Source organism: Thalassobacillus pellis (genome assembly GCF_016908295.1).
Lineage (GTDB): Bacteria > Bacillota > Bacilli > Bacillales > Halobacillaceae > Thalassobacillus > Thalassobacillus pellis.
This window is the reverse complement of the sequence record NZ_JAFBDO010000007.1, coordinates 147882-162522: the sequence shown is the minus strand read 5'-3', so window position 1 is coordinate 162522 and position 14641 is coordinate 147882. Positions and strand designations below refer to the sequence as shown.

The window sequence follows — 14641 nt, the reverse complement described above, 5'->3', positions numbered from 1 at the left end:
ATGTGCTCGTCGTGTTGCATGCTCTGCAGTGATGTCGCACTCCTCGCAAAGCCTTCCAGGGAGTTAGTTCAAGATGCTTCGGCTTAGCTACGGTGAAATAATATTAATATGTAAATCATTGAGCTATAATCAATTATCTATGTGCTCGTCGTGTTGCATGCTCTGCAGTGACGTCGCACTCTTCGCAATGCCTTATTATATGTAAATTCAATAACATTCAATTGCATGTCCACTGAAGCGACAAAATATAATATAACACGGAAAAGAAAGCTTGTCAATTACTTATTTTGCTGAGCTAACGGATATTAACGACAGAAATAATATAGCATGTTCTTCCGCTTCATTCAAGCATATTTTCATAATAAACAAAGTAATTTCTCTCCAGCTTTTACTATAAAAAGAGCGCAACTGCACAGAGACAGATGCGCTCTTTTTATATTATTTACTTTCACCTAATACTTCTTCTGCAATATTTACAGCGTGATCACCGATTCGCTCTAAGTTACTGATAATATCGACAAAGACAATACCAGCTTGTCCAGAGCAGGCACCTTCATTCAAACGAATGATGTGCTTTTTACGATATGTTCTTTCCATTTGGTCAATTTGATCCTCTTTTTGAACAACGGCTAGCGCTTCTTCCCTATCCATTGTTTCTAAAGCTTTAATCGCCTGTCTAACGGTCATGAGAGTCAAATTAATCATATCATTTAAATCTTCGTTCGCCTGTTCGGTCAAATCAACTTTATTGGAAATTTTATAGTCAATTAATTCTACGATATTTTCAAAATGGTCGCCGATCCGTTCAATATCTCTTACGGAATCAAGCAACGCAGAATGCTTATGGCCTTCCTCATCAGTTAAAGGAGCAGACGCCAGCATAACCAGATAATCAGTAATTTTGCGATCAAGGTTATTAAGTGCCTCTTCCAGCTGTAAGGCAACTTCCGCATGTTTTTGCTGTCCGCTGTTTAAATAAGCATTCGTTTCTTCCAAACCTTTATATGCATATTCACCCATACGAAGCACTTCTTCTTTAGCTTGGTCCAATGCAAGCGTCGGAGACTGCTGAATGAAAATCGGATCAAGATGGCGAGGCTTTGATTCAACAATTGTATCTTCACCAGGAACCAGTTTAACAACAACCCAAGCTAATACCGCAATAAACGGAAATTGAACAATCGTATTCAGGATATTAAAAGAACCATGGGCAAATGCAATAGTCATTTCCGGGTTAAGGTCTAGCACTCCTCTCAACCAATCAACATAATGTGTGAAAGGAACTAACAATAATAAGAAAACTGTGGTACCGATTAAATTAAATAGAACATGTACACCAGCTGCCCGTTTCGCGCTAGTAGATGCTCCGATAGCAGCTAAAACAGCTGTAATGGTTGTACCGATGTTATCCCCGAATAAAACCGGTAACGCCGCTTGAATACTAACAAGTCCTTCTCCAAACAACTCTTGCAGAATACCGATTGTTGCACTGGAGCTTTGCACAATGACAGTAAACACCGTACCAATTAAAACTCCAAGAAGTGGATTTTGACTCATGTTTACAGTCAAATCTGTGAATGCCTCAAGGGAACGCAGCGGCTTCATACCACCGCTCATCGTTTCCAAACCAAAAAATAAGGACCCTAGTCCAAATAATGTTTGTCCAATGTAGGTAACTTTTTTGTTTTTGAAGAAGAAAATCATGAATGCACCGACAGCCAGGATTGGCAGTCCATAAGCTTTAATATCAATCCCGATAATAAAGGCTGTCATTGTTGTCCCGATGTTTGCCCCCATAATTACACCGATTGCCTGACGGAAGGTCATGAATCCCGCGTTAACCAGACCTACTGTCAAAACCGTCGTGGTGGAACTACTTTGGACAAGTGCGGTTATTAAAGCCCCTGATATAACACCTAGAAATGGGTTTTTCGTAAATCGATCTAAGATGTCTCTTAAATTGTCCCCTGCAATTCGTTGAAGACCATCGCCCATGTATTTCAAGCCGAACAAGAAAATACCCAGGCCACCAATAAATTGGAATATCATTTGCTGTACATCAAATTCCAATGGTTCGCCACCCCTTTTTCATCCAAGATTATTACTAAGCTATATAAACACCTCTACCATTATTAATGGTTGCCAAAACATTTGTAAAGGAAAACCGACAAAATTTACACTAAATTTACATTCGCTTAAACCAAAGTAAATATTGGTATGTTTTACTTGTCCCTTCTTTCGCCGTGTTCTAAGATAGAAAAGAATGTAAAGGAGAATACCCATGAGTAAAACACAGCAAATGATTAAATGTTTCTACCATTTCAAAATGATAAGTGCATTTCGCTTAAAGCCGATCGGCCAGGCTTTAGGGTACTTATTTTATCTCAGTCTTTTGTTGATGATACCTGTTTTGACAAGTATGATACTCACTACTTTGAATGGACCTGAGGGCACTTTAGGAGAAATCATGAAAGGTGTTTCGAGCGGGGTTTTCATTATTGTTTTTACACCCTTCATCTATTTGGCCACGTCTTTCCTGTTATTATGTATTGTTTCCCTACTGGCTGGAATCAACCTTATTTACGGGAAAATGACTCGCAGAAGGATTAATTACAAACAGCAATGGAACATCTGCTGTTATGCAATTACAGGACCGACCATTATTTTTGTATTATTAGAAGCTTTATCTATGACCACATCCGCATTCATATGGTTGTACTTCCCTGCCTGCCTTGTTCTTACACTTTTATCGACTAGTAAAGTTCCACAATAGAAAAACCAGGCTTGTCGCCAGGTCCTTATAGCGAAGCCTTAGTTTCACTTATACTTTAATCTTTTAACACAGTTAAACTTTCTTAAAGTGAAAAAATGATCCATTCCAGTAAATCTGCCTGGAATGGATCATTCTTTTATTCCTCAAGTTTTCTAATTAATATCTTTGTTCCATCTACACTCTCTACAAAAATGGAAGTACCTTGTTGAATCCACTGTCCGTTTGTTACAGCACTGTATTCTTTTCCATCTACACGGACTGTCCCCACCGGACGCATATCAGTAAGTGCGGTTCCTTTCTTTCCTATAAGGGATTTGTAGTGTTCATTCATCGTATTATATCCAGCTTCAGACGACAACTGATCAATTAAAGCGATTTTAGTCCACATCTCCCGCCGTTTGAACACTTTCAAAAATATAAATGATGATGCTCCTCCAAGAAGCACACCAATTACCCCATACAGACCCGCTACCCAATTCGGCGAACTAAACCCGACAGCCGCCAACATAAGCACTGTACCGATAGTTGCAAGGGTACCATCATTCAACACTTTCCCATCTATAATGATCAAGAGTAGTCCAATGATGTATATAAACAGCATCATGACAAACATGCCTGGAGATAAAAAGGAATAGAAATAGACGATTATAAAACCGAGCCCAACAACCCCGAACCCACCACGCATATTGACGAGCAATTCCCCAATTAAAAATAACGTGCCTAAAAAGGTGATTAGAAAGCTGATCCAGTCATATTCTAAGATTCCCATATGCCCACGCCCTCCCATAGCTATATTTATATTTACGTTTCAACTAAAAATAAGTTTCATTACGAAAGGAAAGTTTTTATTAAAAATAGAATTACCTATACATAATCTTTTTTAAGGTGGGGTTGAAGTGAAAAAGGCTGCGATTTTCATATTTATTGTATTGCTTCTGATGAGCCTGTACAAAGATTTGACGTCGGGTGTTACGATAAAAGGAAAGGAAAAGACTCCAGAAGAAACAATTACACCTAATCAATCGGAGATAAAGAAACCACCGCTAAGATTCGATCAGAAAGTACCTGTTAAAATTAAATCTGGAGATACTGTCCTTTCCATCATGGAAAAGCTGCATAATGGGGAATACGTATATTCCATCGAAATGATGCTTCAGGATTTTGTCCGTCTGAACCCAGGTACAGATCCTTCGGCCATTAAGATAGATCACGTTTATTATTTTCCAATGTATGATGTAAAAGTAAATGGAAGTTAATTAGCCCTCTTACTTCTCATTTCAACCTTTAGCTATTATAATAAAAGATGGTATTTAAAATATGCCATATCAACTTCCAGCGAACAAACAAAGGAGCGTTTCACTATGGCGATCACGCACAGAAAAGATACCCGGCCGGTAAGAGTCGGTAATTTAATAATTGGAGGCGAGGACCAAGTCGTCGTCCAGTCCATGACTACTACGAAAACTCATGATGTAGAAGCAACGGTTAATGAAATCCATCGGTTAGAAGAAGCCGGCTGCCAGGTTGTAAGGGTGGCTTGTCCTGACGATCGTGCTGCCGATGCTATCCCTGAAATAAAAAAACGTATCAATATCCCACTTGTCGTTGATATACACTTTGATTATAAAATGGCTTTGAAAGCAATCGAAGGCGGTGCGGATAAGATCCGAATCAATCCCGGAAATATTGGCCGCCGCGAAAAAGTAGAAGCGGTGGTAAATGCAGCGAAGAAAAAAGGGATTCCGATCCGGATTGGTGTAAATGCGGGCTCTTTGGAAAAGCATATTATTAAGAAATATGGCTATCCCACTGCAGATGGTATGGTAGAAAGTGCCTTACACCATATTAAAATCCTGGAAGATCTGGATTTCCATGATATTATTGTATCCTTGAAAGCCTCTGACGTTAATTTGGCTATCGAAGCATACGAAAAAGCTGCTGAAGTAATCAAGTATCCCCTTCACCTCGGTATTACTGAGTCAGGTACACTTTTTGCCGGGACAGTAAAAAGTGCTGCAGGTCTAGGGGCGATACTAAGTAAAGGTATTGGCAGTACATTGCGTATTTCATTAAGTGCAGATCCCGTGGAAGAAGTTAAAGTGGCACGGGAACTCTTGAAATCATTTGGCCTTGCTTCAAATGCAGCTACATTGATTTCATGTCCTACATGCGGGAGAATTGAAATCGATTTGATTTCCATCGCCAATGAAGTTGAGGAATATATCCAGACAATTAAGGCACCAATCAAAGTAGCGGTCCTTGGATGTGCGGTTAATGGACCTGGAGAAGCAAGAGAAGCAGATATAGGAATTGCAGGAGCACGTAACGAAGGACTATTATTCCGTCATGGAGAAATCATTCGGAAGGTTCCGGAAGATATCATGGTGGAAGAGTTGAAAAAAGAAGTCGACAAATTGGCAGAAGAACATTATAAAAAAGAGCAGGAAAAACAAGAAGTATAATACAAAAAGTGAGCCCCGTGTAAGGGCTCACTTTTCTTTATCAGCCACCACTTATACAAATGGGGCTATAAAAAGAGATAAGATTACGGAAACGGCACCGAGGAATATCGCTGTATTACCCAGCGTGTCTGCTCCTCTGCGTTTAGCCATAAATCCTAATACGATGCCAGCTCCCCCTAATAGGACAGGAGCCATGAAAAAGGACAGTCCTGCAAGAATCAATGCCAGCCAGCCGAAGCCTGTCTGCACATCTGACTGCATATCTGTTTCCCGCTCTTCTGATTGAAGGGTTTCATTCGGGATTGCCATTTCCTGTGCAAATTCTTCTTCATGTCTTTTTTCATCATAATTCTCATCGTAATGGACAAGGCCTTCCTTGTCTCTCATCGTTTCATCTCCATAATGATCTGTATCTTCGACCTCATCATAGGTTGAGCGCTTTGTGGAATCATCCATGGTAACACCCTCTTTCCTTTACGGAGATTCCTTATTATTGTTCGCCAATACCCTTCAATATATAAAAAAAGAGGAGAGCCATTTTCTGGCTCTCCTGGTACTATTCGAATATACAGGAACATCATTTTGCAGAAGCGAAAGACGGATGTAACTCTGCTTTATCCTGTATCTCTACGGCATACCAACTCCTTGCATGACCATTTTCCTGCTTATAATTTTTTAATCCGCCCATCCCCCGATGATAGGCTGTTAGCGCCTCGTTCCAATTCCCATATTGGTCATGCAGGAAATTGAGGTATGTCATCGATAGCTGCATGGAATAATATGGGTCAAACAATAATTCTTCTTTGTAAGGAAGCCCAGCCATATCTGCAATCCAAGGTGCAGTATTCTTCATAAACTGAGCCATTCCATAGGCACGTCCATATTCCGTTTGTGGACCGACAAGCTTTGGATTGAAAGTTCCCCCAGTTTCTACCTTTAACAGTTCATAGACAATAAATGGGTCTATATTGTGACGCTTGGCTTCTCGTACCAAGTATAGCGCCCACGATTTTTTGAAATTTCCATTACTCTCCTTCACCAGTCTTTCTGCGGTCAGTTTCATTTCTTTCCATTTGGTGACCTGTGATTCTTTTGGTGGCAGAGATAAAGGATTTTTCTGGGCTGTCAAAGCTTGGACTTGTTCCGATCCAGTTTGTTTTCCCAATTCAGCGGATGCTTCATTATTTTTATTATAGCCGGCAACATAGGTGATAATCCCTCCTAAGAAAAGGAGAACAATACCTATGTGGGTAATATTTTTTATATTATTCAATTGGTTCACCTCTTTTATCATTAGAGTTCGAGTCTCGTTTGCTGATGATAAACGACACCAACCGAGAATTCAATCGATATATTTCATTTAACAATTGTTACCATACACGTTTCCAGTTATGTAGGAATAAATTAGCTTAGAGCCTATATGAGGGAGGACTGCTAAGTTGAAAAACCTGGCACAACATATAGTTACCCAAAAGCTGAAACAGTTAACCGTTAAAGATGTGTTGAAATACAGTAAAATGTACAATGTAACTATTTCCGAAAGAGAAGCCCAGCAAATCATCCATGAATTGTCGCGAAATTCCTATAACCCGTTCAATACGGATGAACGAATGATAATGCTGAAAAAATTAGCCCAGATAACAAGTCCGAAGACTGCAAGCAATGTGAATCGTATTCTTCACCGTGTCGCTAAGGAACATGGTGTTGGACACCTGCTTAACTAAAAGTTCATATCATATGTTTCGTTTCATACTGTTTTGTCTGTGGGTTAATAAGAAAGTAAATTATTCCATTTAGAAAAACTCGTATTCATCCTTTTATGAATGCATTAGTTTCCTTGAGGAGGCAGGCGCTGGAACTGGATGATATAAAAGCGGAAGTGCCTTGTCCACCCCCGACTAGCTTAAGCCAAGCCTCGGCGTGACGTTTTTGTGTCACAGAGAGGATTGGATTAAGACCTTTTCACAAAAAAAGTCACCAGCCTCTTTCTAAGAGACCGGTGACTTTTTTACTGCTGCATTATTTTTTCTTTTAAACCAGGATCGAATTTCTTCTCCTTCAGCATTTCTATTTCAAATCTGTAAGGCGGCTTTTTATTTTTTTTATCTTCTCCTACATATGGCGTTTCCAGGACCTTTGGAAGGTCTTCTAACTGAGGATGGTGTACAACGTAACTTAACGCATCAAACCCGATATGGCCAAACCCGATATTTTCGTGCCTGTCCTTTCTCGCTCCTCGTTCGTTTTTACTGTCATTAACATGAATGACCTTTAAACGGTCCAGTCCGATAATTTTATCGAATTCATTCAACACTCCATCAAAATCATTAACGACATCATAACCAGCATCATGAATATGACATGTATCCAGGCAGACTGACAATTTTTCATCCAGGTCGACTCCATCAATGATTTTGGCAAGTTCATCAAACGTACGACCGCACTCTGATCCTTTTCCTGCCATTGTTTCCAATGCTATCTGTACTTTCTGGTCTTTATGGAGCACTTCATTCAAGCCATTAATGATCTTATCTATCCCCATATCTGCTCCGGCGCCGACGTGTGAACCAGGGTGGAGAACAATCTGCGCTGCCCCGAGCGCTTCCGTCCGGATGATTTCATTTTTTAAAAAGTCTACACCTAATTGGAAAGTTTCTGGCTTTGTAGTGTTACCTACGTTAATGATATAAGGAGCATGAACGACTATATCATTAATTTCATTTGCTTCCATGTGCTCCCTGCCCGCCTCGATATTAAGCTCTTCGATAGGGCGTCTCCTGGTATTCTGCGGTGCCCCTGTATAAATCATGAATGTATTTGCCTGATAAGAAGCGGCTTCTTCACTGGCGCCAAGGAGCATTTTTTTCCCTTTCATTGAAACGTGTGAACCTATTTTCAGCATTTCCTACACCTCTGTTATTTCTTTTTATAATTATTACGTTTTATTTTTTTGATATTTTTCTCTGCCTGCCGTTTCATTTTTTTCTTGTAACCGGGCTTCACTTTCTTCGGCTTCTTTACCTGATTCCATGCCTGTTTTTCTATATCGGATTCTTTCTTTTCGCGTTTTTGACGCTCGTCATGGGCCTTGACTTCTTTCCACTCCCCATTACGAATGTCATAAAAATCGAACTTCAAACCTTTCTTTTCGAGCTTCTGGATAAGCGGCAGATCATCCTCATGATAAAGGTTGATAGCTGTTCCAGCAAGACCCGCCCTCGCCGTACGTCCTACTCTGTGGATATAAAATTCCTCTTCTTTGGGCAATTGGGCATTGATGACGTGACTTACTCCCTTGATATCTATTCCCCTGGATGCAAGATCAGTCGCTACAATGTACTGATAACGAAGGTTTTGAATCTCTTTTAGTACACGTTTTCTTTCTCGTGGGGAAAGTCCACCATGAATAAGACCGATTTCCATTCCTTTTTCCTGTAACTCTTGGGCGAGCTTATCAGCCAGTTCTTTTCCATTTGTGAAAATGATTGCCAGATAAGGCTGGATAACTTCTGATATCCGGATAATAATCTCCGCTTCTGAACGATGACGTAAAGGGATAAGGCGGTGCTCCATAGATGCCGGGGATGGTGTGTCGTCTTGAATTTTTACATAAGTAGGATTGGTCAAATATTTTTTCAGGAAAGGCTGCAGCCTTTCCGGTATGGTTGCTGAAAATACCAATGTCTGAACCTCTTGGTCCATCCGCAGCAATATTTGATCCACGTCTTCAATAAAGCCGAGATCAAGCATCAAATCAGCTTCATCCAGAACAAAGGCGTTAGCATGATATAAATCCAGGGCTTCTTCTTTGACAAGGTCAAGGATTCTCCCAGGTGTGCCTACTACGATATGCGGCTGATCTTTCAATTTTTCCATGGTTTTATGCTTATCCGTTCCGCCAATCAACAATTTGGCACGCCAGCGGTTTTCTTTATCCGCATAGTGAATACATTTCCGTACTTCATCATAAATCTGGATCGCAAGTTCTCTTGTCGGCGCTGTTACTACAAATTGCACCTGGCTTTTTGTCTCATCGATATTATTAAAAAGCGGCAATAGATATGCAAGAGTTTTACCTGAACCAGTATGGGACTGGCCAATGATGTTTTCGCCACGCAAAGCCGCTGGAATAACTTCCTGCTGAATTGGAGTCGGCTTTTTAAACTCATATTTATCGATTATTTCACTGACAACAGGGTGAATCGCATATTGATTGAACTCATGATTTTTCATGTATTAACTCCTTTATTTATCGAACTTCTCTACCTATTATAATAAAGAGTGGGAGGAAATGCACGATAGGAGTAATCGATCCCTTTGTCATCACGTGCAATTCCCTTTATAATAAAAGTGTTGTTCATTTATTTTTTTCTAAACCAGAGGGGGAAATGCAAGCATGGAAGTAATAAAAATCGCACCGCGCGGCTATTGCTATGGGGTGGTTGATGCCATGGTAATTGCCCAGAACGCGTCAAAAGACCCCAATCTACCACGACCTATTTATATACTGGGAATGATTGTGCACAATCGTCATGTAACAGAAGCTTTTGAAGAACAAGGGATTAAAACGCTTGATGGATCAAACCGTTTAGATATATTAGAAGGCATCAATGATGGTACGGTAATTTTCACCGCCCACGGGGTATCACCCGAAGTGAAAAAGCGGGCTGAAGAAAAAGGACTGACTGTACTTGATGCTACCTGCCCTGACGTTACTAATACCCATAACCTGATCAGAGATCGAGTTGCTGAAGGGTATGAAGTTATTTATATCGGTAAAAAAGGGCATCCCGAGCCTGAAGGTGCTGTAGGTGTTGCTCCTGGGAAGGTCCACCTTGTACAGACAGAAGAGGATGTTGCTGAGCTTCAAATCACTCACGACAAACTTCTGGTAACCAACCAGACAACCATGAGCCAGTGGGATGTCTATGATGTAATGCAGGAAATTAAAGAAAAATATCCACAAGTTGAGCTGCATCAGGAAATATGCATGGCTACTCAGGTACGTCAGGAAGCTGTCTCTGAGCAGGCTAAGGATGCTGACTTAACTCTTGTCGTAGGTGATCCACGAAGCAATAACTCCAACCGTTTGGCCCAGGTTTCTAAGGAAATCGCCGGCACAGAGGCATACCGTATTGCAGATGTTTCTGAAATTGAGCTCGAATGGCTGGAAGGTGTCGAAAAAGTCGCAGTTACTGCTGGCGCATCAACACCCACCCCCATTACAAAAGAGGTTATCCGCTTTATCGAAAGCTTTGATCCAAAAGATGAAAATACATGGGTAAGAGAATCGAAAGTTGAACAGAAAAAAATCCTTCCTAAAGTGAAAACGAAGAAAAAAGCCTAAAACTAAAGAGGTCTGACCAGTATGATACTGGTCAGACCTCTTTTTTTGTTAGATAAATTGGAAAGGCTCTGTGTTCGACTCCGAAACAATGACTTCTGTCACGTTATATTCACTTAGACTATTTTCTAAATAATTCTTAACAGCCTGTTTCATCACTTTTTCAACATGATGACCTGGGTCGATGACATTTATTCCAAGTTCAAGCGCCTCCTGGGCAGGATGAAGCGTTAAATCTCCTGTAATATACACATCAGCTCCCTGAGTTTTAGCATGCTGGATGTATTTTTCTCCACTTCCCCCCAAGATAGCTACTGTCTCAATGGTATCTTCAAGATTTCCGATAACCCGCAGTGCTGGTACAGAGAGTTTTTTCTTCACCTGTTCGCAAAAATCTTTAAGCCTCAGTGGCTTAGGAAGGGTTCCGATCCTTCCGACACCAAATGGTTTCCCGGCGTTTTGCAATGTATAGATATCATACGCAACTTCCTCATATGGATGCGCCTCCTTCATGGCATGAAGTACTCTCTCAAGTTTAGACTGAGGCAGCAGGACCTCAATCCGCCGTTCATCGACAATCTCGAGTTCACCAGCTTTCCCAATATAAGGAGACGCTTCATTAGTAGGCATAAATCTTCCTTTACCCGGCATTGTAAAGGATGCGTGGCTATAATCTCCAATGTGCCCTGCACCTGCATCATGGACTGCTTGCCTTACTGTTTCTTCGTGATCCTCCGGAACAAACACAGTAAGCTTGATTAAGTTGTCTTTTTCTGTTTCAAGGAAAGGTCTTGTACTGGTAATGCCTAGTGTTTCTGCCAGTGCGTCATTGACCCCGCCTTCAGCTATATCGAGATTCGTATGAGCTGCATAGACAGCAATATCATTTACCAGCAGTTTTTTTATTACACGGCCCTTAGGGTCATTTGTTTCGATTTTCTCTAAAGGCTTGAAAATAACCGGGTGGTGAGCAATGATCAGATCAACCTGTTTCTCTATTGCTTCATCCACAACATTTTCCATTACATCTAAGGTAACCATCACCTTTTTAACAGGTTTATCATGTGTCCCGACCTGTAGACCAACCTTGTCCCAGTCAAATGCAAGCCGTTTAGGGGACCATTGCTCAAAAGTTTCAATGATTTGCGCAACAGTAATTGTTTCAGCCATTTTCCAGAACCTCCTCAATCCATTTTATTTCTTTTTGTATACGGTCAAGTTTCTGATTGTCAGGCTTAGATGCTTTCCTCATTTGTGAAAAGACGTACTTCAGCTTCTGGTTCTCTTCTTCCCATTTTTTTCTGAAAATATCACTCTTCTCTTTCAATAAAAAAGGACCGAAGTATAATTCCCGCTCAGAAAATGTATCATTATGATAACCTTCAGAGCGGTCGGCGATGACTATCTCGTATATATGCCCTCCTTCTTCTACTATTTTTTCACCGGTTATTTGAAATCCATTGGCTATCAGCCATTTTCGGACCGATTTTGCATCAACATTCGGCTGGGCGATGACCCTGTCTGTATAGTCAAGCACCTCTATTCCTTTCTCGAGAATTTCAGCAATCAAAGTACCTCCCATTCCCGCAATAACCACCTGCTCCGCTTCCCCAGGCTTCACAACAGATAAGCCATCGCCTTTCCGGACAGATATACGTCCTTCCAGGTTATGTTCCTTCACTTCTCGCAGAGCGCTTTGGTATGGCCCTTCATTCACTTCGCCAGCAATCGCTTTTGCATCTGAATCATTCAAACAGACATAACAAGGCAGATACGCATGATCAGATCCGATATCAGCGAAATTTGCTCCAGCAGGCAATTGGTCCGCCACTACCTGCAAACGTAATGATAACACTTGTTCATTCATCCTTTTCCTCATCCTTATCTCTGTAAAACTAAAGATCTGACCTGACAAAACGCCTGCCATGGCCAGATACCTTTTTATTGATCAGACAATTAATAATACTCGAGCACAAACGGCTTGGAGGCATCCGCTCCATATGAATTCTTGTGGCACCGACATAATAACGCCCATTGTTCCAAGTAAAATGTTTTATAGGGTTTTAAAAGAACCATTTCATATAAAGAAAAGCTTTCTGAAAAAAATCCAGAAAGCTTTATCTTTTCATTATTTCTTTTTCGACAACCATTCCGCAACAATTGCGGCTTCTTCAGCTGGAATCAGACCTGCTGGCATAGCTTGTCCTTTACCATTGATAATTATTTCCTTGATTTGTTCTTTGGAGTATCTGCTTCCAACCTTCTGTAGGTTTGGCCCTGTACCACCCGACAAGTCTGCTCCATGGCAGCTGGCACAGTTGTTTTTGAAGATAGCTTCTGGATCTGTTGAGGCAGCCTGCTCTTCTCCTCCGCCTTTTCCACCATTTTCAATTGCTTTGTGTTGGTCAACACCGACCCAAGAAATGACAAACATAGTTAGGATCCCTAATACTGCGATGATTGCGAATGGGATGACTGGGTTTCTTCTCATATGTTCATTTCCTCCTTATGTATTCCCACAGGATCATTCTCTAAAATACAAACTACACTTATTTTACTGTAAATTTCATAGATAGAAAAGAGATAACGTAAAAAAGTTACAAAAACGATGCCCACAGTAGTAATAGGCAAGTGACTATTCTGATTACCCTAGAAAAGATATAGATATTTGTCTCTAAAAAAAGCTGCAACTACATCAAAAACATAAATCGACAAAATGACTGTTTGCATAATGAAAGCCGTTTCAGTAAAATAAATGACAAGTAATGAGAATCTACACTTTCTTCCATATTGTAACCTTCTTTAGCCAGAACTATTAGAAAGTAACCATACTCACATTGTAAATACTCAATATACAAGCCAGAAGTCAATGAACAAACCCCATTGCCTCCTGGCCTCATATTCAAAAATTCTATTCCAAAAAGTCTTTCAGCCGTTTACTGCGGCTTGGATGACGCAGTTTACGCAAGGCTTTTGCTTCAATCTGACGGATACGCTCCCGTGTAACACCAAAGACTTTCCCGACTTCCTCAAGGGTGCGTGTACGTCCATCATCGAGTCCAAAACGGAGTCTTAGTACGTTTTCTTCACGGTCAGTAAGTGTATCCAGGACATCTTCAAGCTGTTCTTTCAACAGCTCATAGGCAGCGTGATCAGATGGAGATGTCGCTTCCTGGTCTTCGATGAAATCGCCAAGATGTGAGTCATCTTCTTCCCCGATGGGGGTTTCTAACGATACAGGCTCCTGGGCAATTTTCAGAATTTCTCTTACTTTGTCAGGAGAAAGCTCCATTTCTTCACCGATTTCTTCCGGTGTCGGTTCTCTTCCGAAATCCTGCAGCAATTGACGCTGGACACGAATCAATTTATTGATCGTTTCCACCATATGGACAGGTATCCGGATAGTACGAGCCTGGTCAGCAATAGCACGAGTAATAGCCTGTCTGATCCACCAAGTAGCATAGGTGCTGAACTTGTACCCTTTACGATAGTCGAATTTTTCTACTGCCTTGATCAGACCCATGTTCCCTTCCTGAATCAGATCCAGGAATAGCATTCCTCTACCTACATAGCGTTTTGCAATACTAACAACCAGCCTGAGGTTAGCTTCTGCCAATTGTCTTTTTGATTCCTCGTCACCTTCCTCAATACGCTGGGCAAGGTCGATTTCATCGTTGGCAGACAGAAGGTTCACCCGCCCTATTTCTTTAAGGTACATCCGTACAGGATCATTGATTTTCACACCTGGCGGAACACTTAAATCGTTTAGATCGAACTCTTCTTCTTTATTTAATTGTTGCATATTAGGGTCTTCCTCTGAATTCCCGATTACTTCTACACCCTGCTCATTCAGGTACTCATAAAATTCATCCATTTGCTCCGATTCCAGTTCGAAACTGGATAATCTTTCAGCAACTTCTTCATATGCTAAAACTCCACGCTTTTTCCCCATCTCAAGCAATTGGTCTTTAGCTTGTTCCAGCGTAAGTTCGCTTTCGGCTTCTTTTGAACGTAATGGCTTATCTGCCATGAGTCCCCCTCCTTCCAAACAAATCCACGACT

At 41.0% G+C, this 14641-nt stretch carries 15 protein-coding genes; 5 read left to right on the top strand and 10 right to left on the bottom strand.

Features of this window, described 5'->3' with window-relative positions; all coding sequences use genetic code 11:
- Window positions 1–438: 438 nt before the first annotated feature.
- A complete protein-coding gene (locus JOC33_RS18025; protein ID WP_205093937.1) occupies window positions 439–2070 on the bottom strand; it encodes a Na/Pi cotransporter family protein in 1632 nt (543 codons plus the stop codon).
- Window positions 2071–2281: 211 nt separating this feature from the next.
- Here JOC33_RS18025 and JOC33_RS18020 point away from each other — a divergent pair, with 211 nt between their 5' ends.
- Complete coding sequence (locus JOC33_RS18020) at window positions 2282–2773, top strand: DUF1189 family protein (protein WP_205093936.1); 492 nt, start codon at window positions 2282–2284, stop codon at window positions 2771–2773.
- Window positions 2774–2909: 136 nt separating this feature from the next.
- Here the strand turns inward: JOC33_RS18020 and JOC33_RS18015 are convergent, their stop codons facing one another.
- Complete coding sequence (locus JOC33_RS18015; protein ID WP_205093935.1) at window positions 2910–3542, bottom strand: NfeD family protein; 633 nt, start codon at window positions 3540–3542, stop codon at window positions 2910–2912.
- Between the two features lie 127 nt (window positions 3543–3669).
- Between JOC33_RS18015 and JOC33_RS18010 the strand changes: the two genes are divergently transcribed.
- Together JOC33_RS18010 and ispG are read left to right on the top strand one after the other, a co-directional pair.
- Window positions 3670–4029 (top strand): hypothetical protein, encoded by a 360-nt coding sequence (locus tag JOC33_RS18010; protein WP_205093934.1) that lies wholly within the window; start codon window positions 3670–3672, stop codon window positions 4027–4029.
- Window positions 4030–4140: 111 nt separating this feature from the next.
- Window positions 4141–5235 (top strand): flavodoxin-dependent (E)-4-hydroxy-3-methylbut-2-enyl-diphosphate synthase, encoded by a 1095-nt coding sequence (gene ispG / locus JOC33_RS18005; RefSeq protein WP_205093949.1) that lies wholly within the window; start codon window positions 4141–4143, stop codon window positions 5233–5235.
- A gap of 51 nt (window positions 5236–5286) precedes the next feature.
- Here ispG and JOC33_RS18000 read toward each other — a convergent pair whose 3' ends face one another.
- Both JOC33_RS18000 and JOC33_RS17995 read right to left on the bottom strand, forming a co-directional pair.
- The gene (locus JOC33_RS18000; protein WP_205093933.1) at window positions 5287–5691 is read right to left on the bottom strand and encodes a DUF4190 domain-containing protein; all 405 of its coding nucleotides are present in this window, start codon (window positions 5689–5691) and stop codon (window positions 5287–5289) included.
- 121 nt (window positions 5692–5812) lie between these two features.
- Window positions 5813–6508, bottom strand: a complete 696-nt coding sequence (locus tag JOC33_RS17995; RefSeq protein WP_239534290.1) for a lytic transglycosylase domain-containing protein — start codon at window positions 6506–6508, stop codon at window positions 5813–5815.
- Window positions 6509–6674: 166 nt separating this feature from the next.
- Between JOC33_RS17995 and JOC33_RS17990 the strand changes: the two genes are divergently transcribed.
- Window positions 6675–6959, top strand: coding sequence for a DUF2624 domain-containing protein (locus JOC33_RS17990; RefSeq protein WP_205093931.1), 285 nt, complete (start codon window positions 6675–6677; stop codon window positions 6957–6959).
- 284 nt (window positions 6960–7243) lie between these two features.
- Here the strand turns inward: JOC33_RS17990 and JOC33_RS17985 are convergent, their stop codons facing one another.
- Both JOC33_RS17985 and JOC33_RS17980 read right to left on the bottom strand, forming a co-directional pair.
- The gene (locus JOC33_RS17985) at window positions 7244–8137 is read right to left on the bottom strand and encodes a deoxyribonuclease IV (protein ID WP_205093930.1); all 894 of its coding nucleotides are present in this window, start codon (window positions 8135–8137) and stop codon (window positions 7244–7246) included.
- A 14-nt stretch (window positions 8138–8151) separates the two neighbouring features.
- On the bottom strand, window positions 8152–9468 hold the full coding sequence (locus JOC33_RS17980) for a DEAD/DEAH box helicase (protein WP_205093929.1): 1317 nt from the start codon (window positions 9466–9468) through the stop codon (window positions 8152–8154).
- 163 nt (window positions 9469–9631) lie between these two features.
- Between JOC33_RS17980 and JOC33_RS17975 the strand changes: the two genes are divergently transcribed.
- Entirely contained in the window at window positions 9632–10582 is a 951-nt protein-coding gene (locus JOC33_RS17975) for a 4-hydroxy-3-methylbut-2-enyl diphosphate reductase (RefSeq protein WP_205093928.1), read from the top strand.
- 48 nt (window positions 10583–10630) lie between these two features.
- Here the strand turns inward: JOC33_RS17975 and JOC33_RS17970 are convergent, their stop codons facing one another.
- From JOC33_RS17970 to rpoD, 4 genes are all read right to left on the bottom strand, one after another.
- Entirely contained in the window at window positions 10631–11749 is a 1119-nt protein-coding gene (locus tag JOC33_RS17970) for a Nif3-like dinuclear metal center hexameric protein (RefSeq protein ID WP_205093927.1), read from the bottom strand.
- Window positions 11742–12446, bottom strand: coding sequence for a tRNA (adenine(22)-N(1))-methyltransferase (locus JOC33_RS17965; protein WP_205093926.1), 705 nt, complete (start codon window positions 12444–12446; stop codon window positions 11742–11744). Before JOC33_RS17965 ends, JOC33_RS17970 begins: the two co-directional genes overlap by 8 nt.
- Before the next feature lie 261 nt (window positions 12447–12707).
- Window positions 12708–13070: a cytochrome c550 gene (gene cccA, locus JOC33_RS17960; RefSeq protein WP_205093925.1), complete on the bottom strand. Its 363-nt coding sequence runs from the start codon at window positions 13068–13070 to the stop codon at window positions 12708–12710.
- Between the two features lie 420 nt (window positions 13071–13490).
- Window positions 13491–14609 (bottom strand): RNA polymerase sigma factor RpoD, encoded by a 1119-nt coding sequence (gene rpoD, locus JOC33_RS17955; protein WP_205093924.1) that lies wholly within the window; start codon window positions 14607–14609, stop codon window positions 13491–13493.
- Between the last annotated feature and the right edge of the window lie 32 nt (window positions 14610–14641).

What these genes read in the sequence shown, in the direction of transcription:
- JOC33_RS18020 (WP_205093936.1), top strand. Translation starts at nt 2,282, where the DNA reads ATGAGTAAAACACAGCAAATGATTAAATGTTTCTACCATTTCAAAATG.
- JOC33_RS18015 (WP_205093935.1), bottom strand. Translation starts at nt 3,542, where the DNA reads ATGGGAATCTTAGAATATGACTGGATCAGCTTTCTAATCACCTTTTTA.
- JOC33_RS18000 (WP_205093933.1), bottom strand. Translation starts at nt 5,691, where the DNA reads ATGGATGATTCCACAAAGCGCTCAACCTATGATGAGGTCGAAGATACA.
- JOC33_RS17985 (WP_205093930.1), bottom strand. Translation starts at nt 8,137, where the DNA reads ATGCTGAAAATAGGTTCACACGTTTCAATGAAAGGGAAAAAAATGCTC.
- JOC33_RS17980 (WP_205093929.1), bottom strand. Translation starts at nt 9,468, where the DNA reads ATGAAAAATCATGAGTTCAATCAATATGCGATTCACCCTGTTGTCAGT.
- JOC33_RS17975 (WP_205093928.1), top strand. Translation starts at nt 9,632, where the DNA reads ATGGAAGTAATAAAAATCGCACCGCGCGGCTATTGCTATGGGGTGGTT.
- JOC33_RS17970 (WP_205093927.1), bottom strand. Translation starts at nt 11,749, where the DNA reads ATGGCTGAAACAATTACTGTTGCGCAAATCATTGAAACTTTTGAGCAA.
- JOC33_RS17965 (WP_205093926.1), bottom strand. Translation starts at nt 12,446, where the DNA reads ATGAATGAACAAGTGTTATCATTACGTTTGCAGGTAGTGGCGGACCAA.
- cccA (WP_205093925.1), bottom strand. Translation starts at nt 13,070, where the DNA reads ATGAGAAGAAACCCAGTCATCCCATTCGCAATCATCGCAGTATTAGGG.
- rpoD (WP_205093924.1), bottom strand. Translation starts at nt 14,609, where the DNA reads ATGGCAGATAAGCCATTACGTTCAAAAGAAGCCGAAAGCGAACTTACG.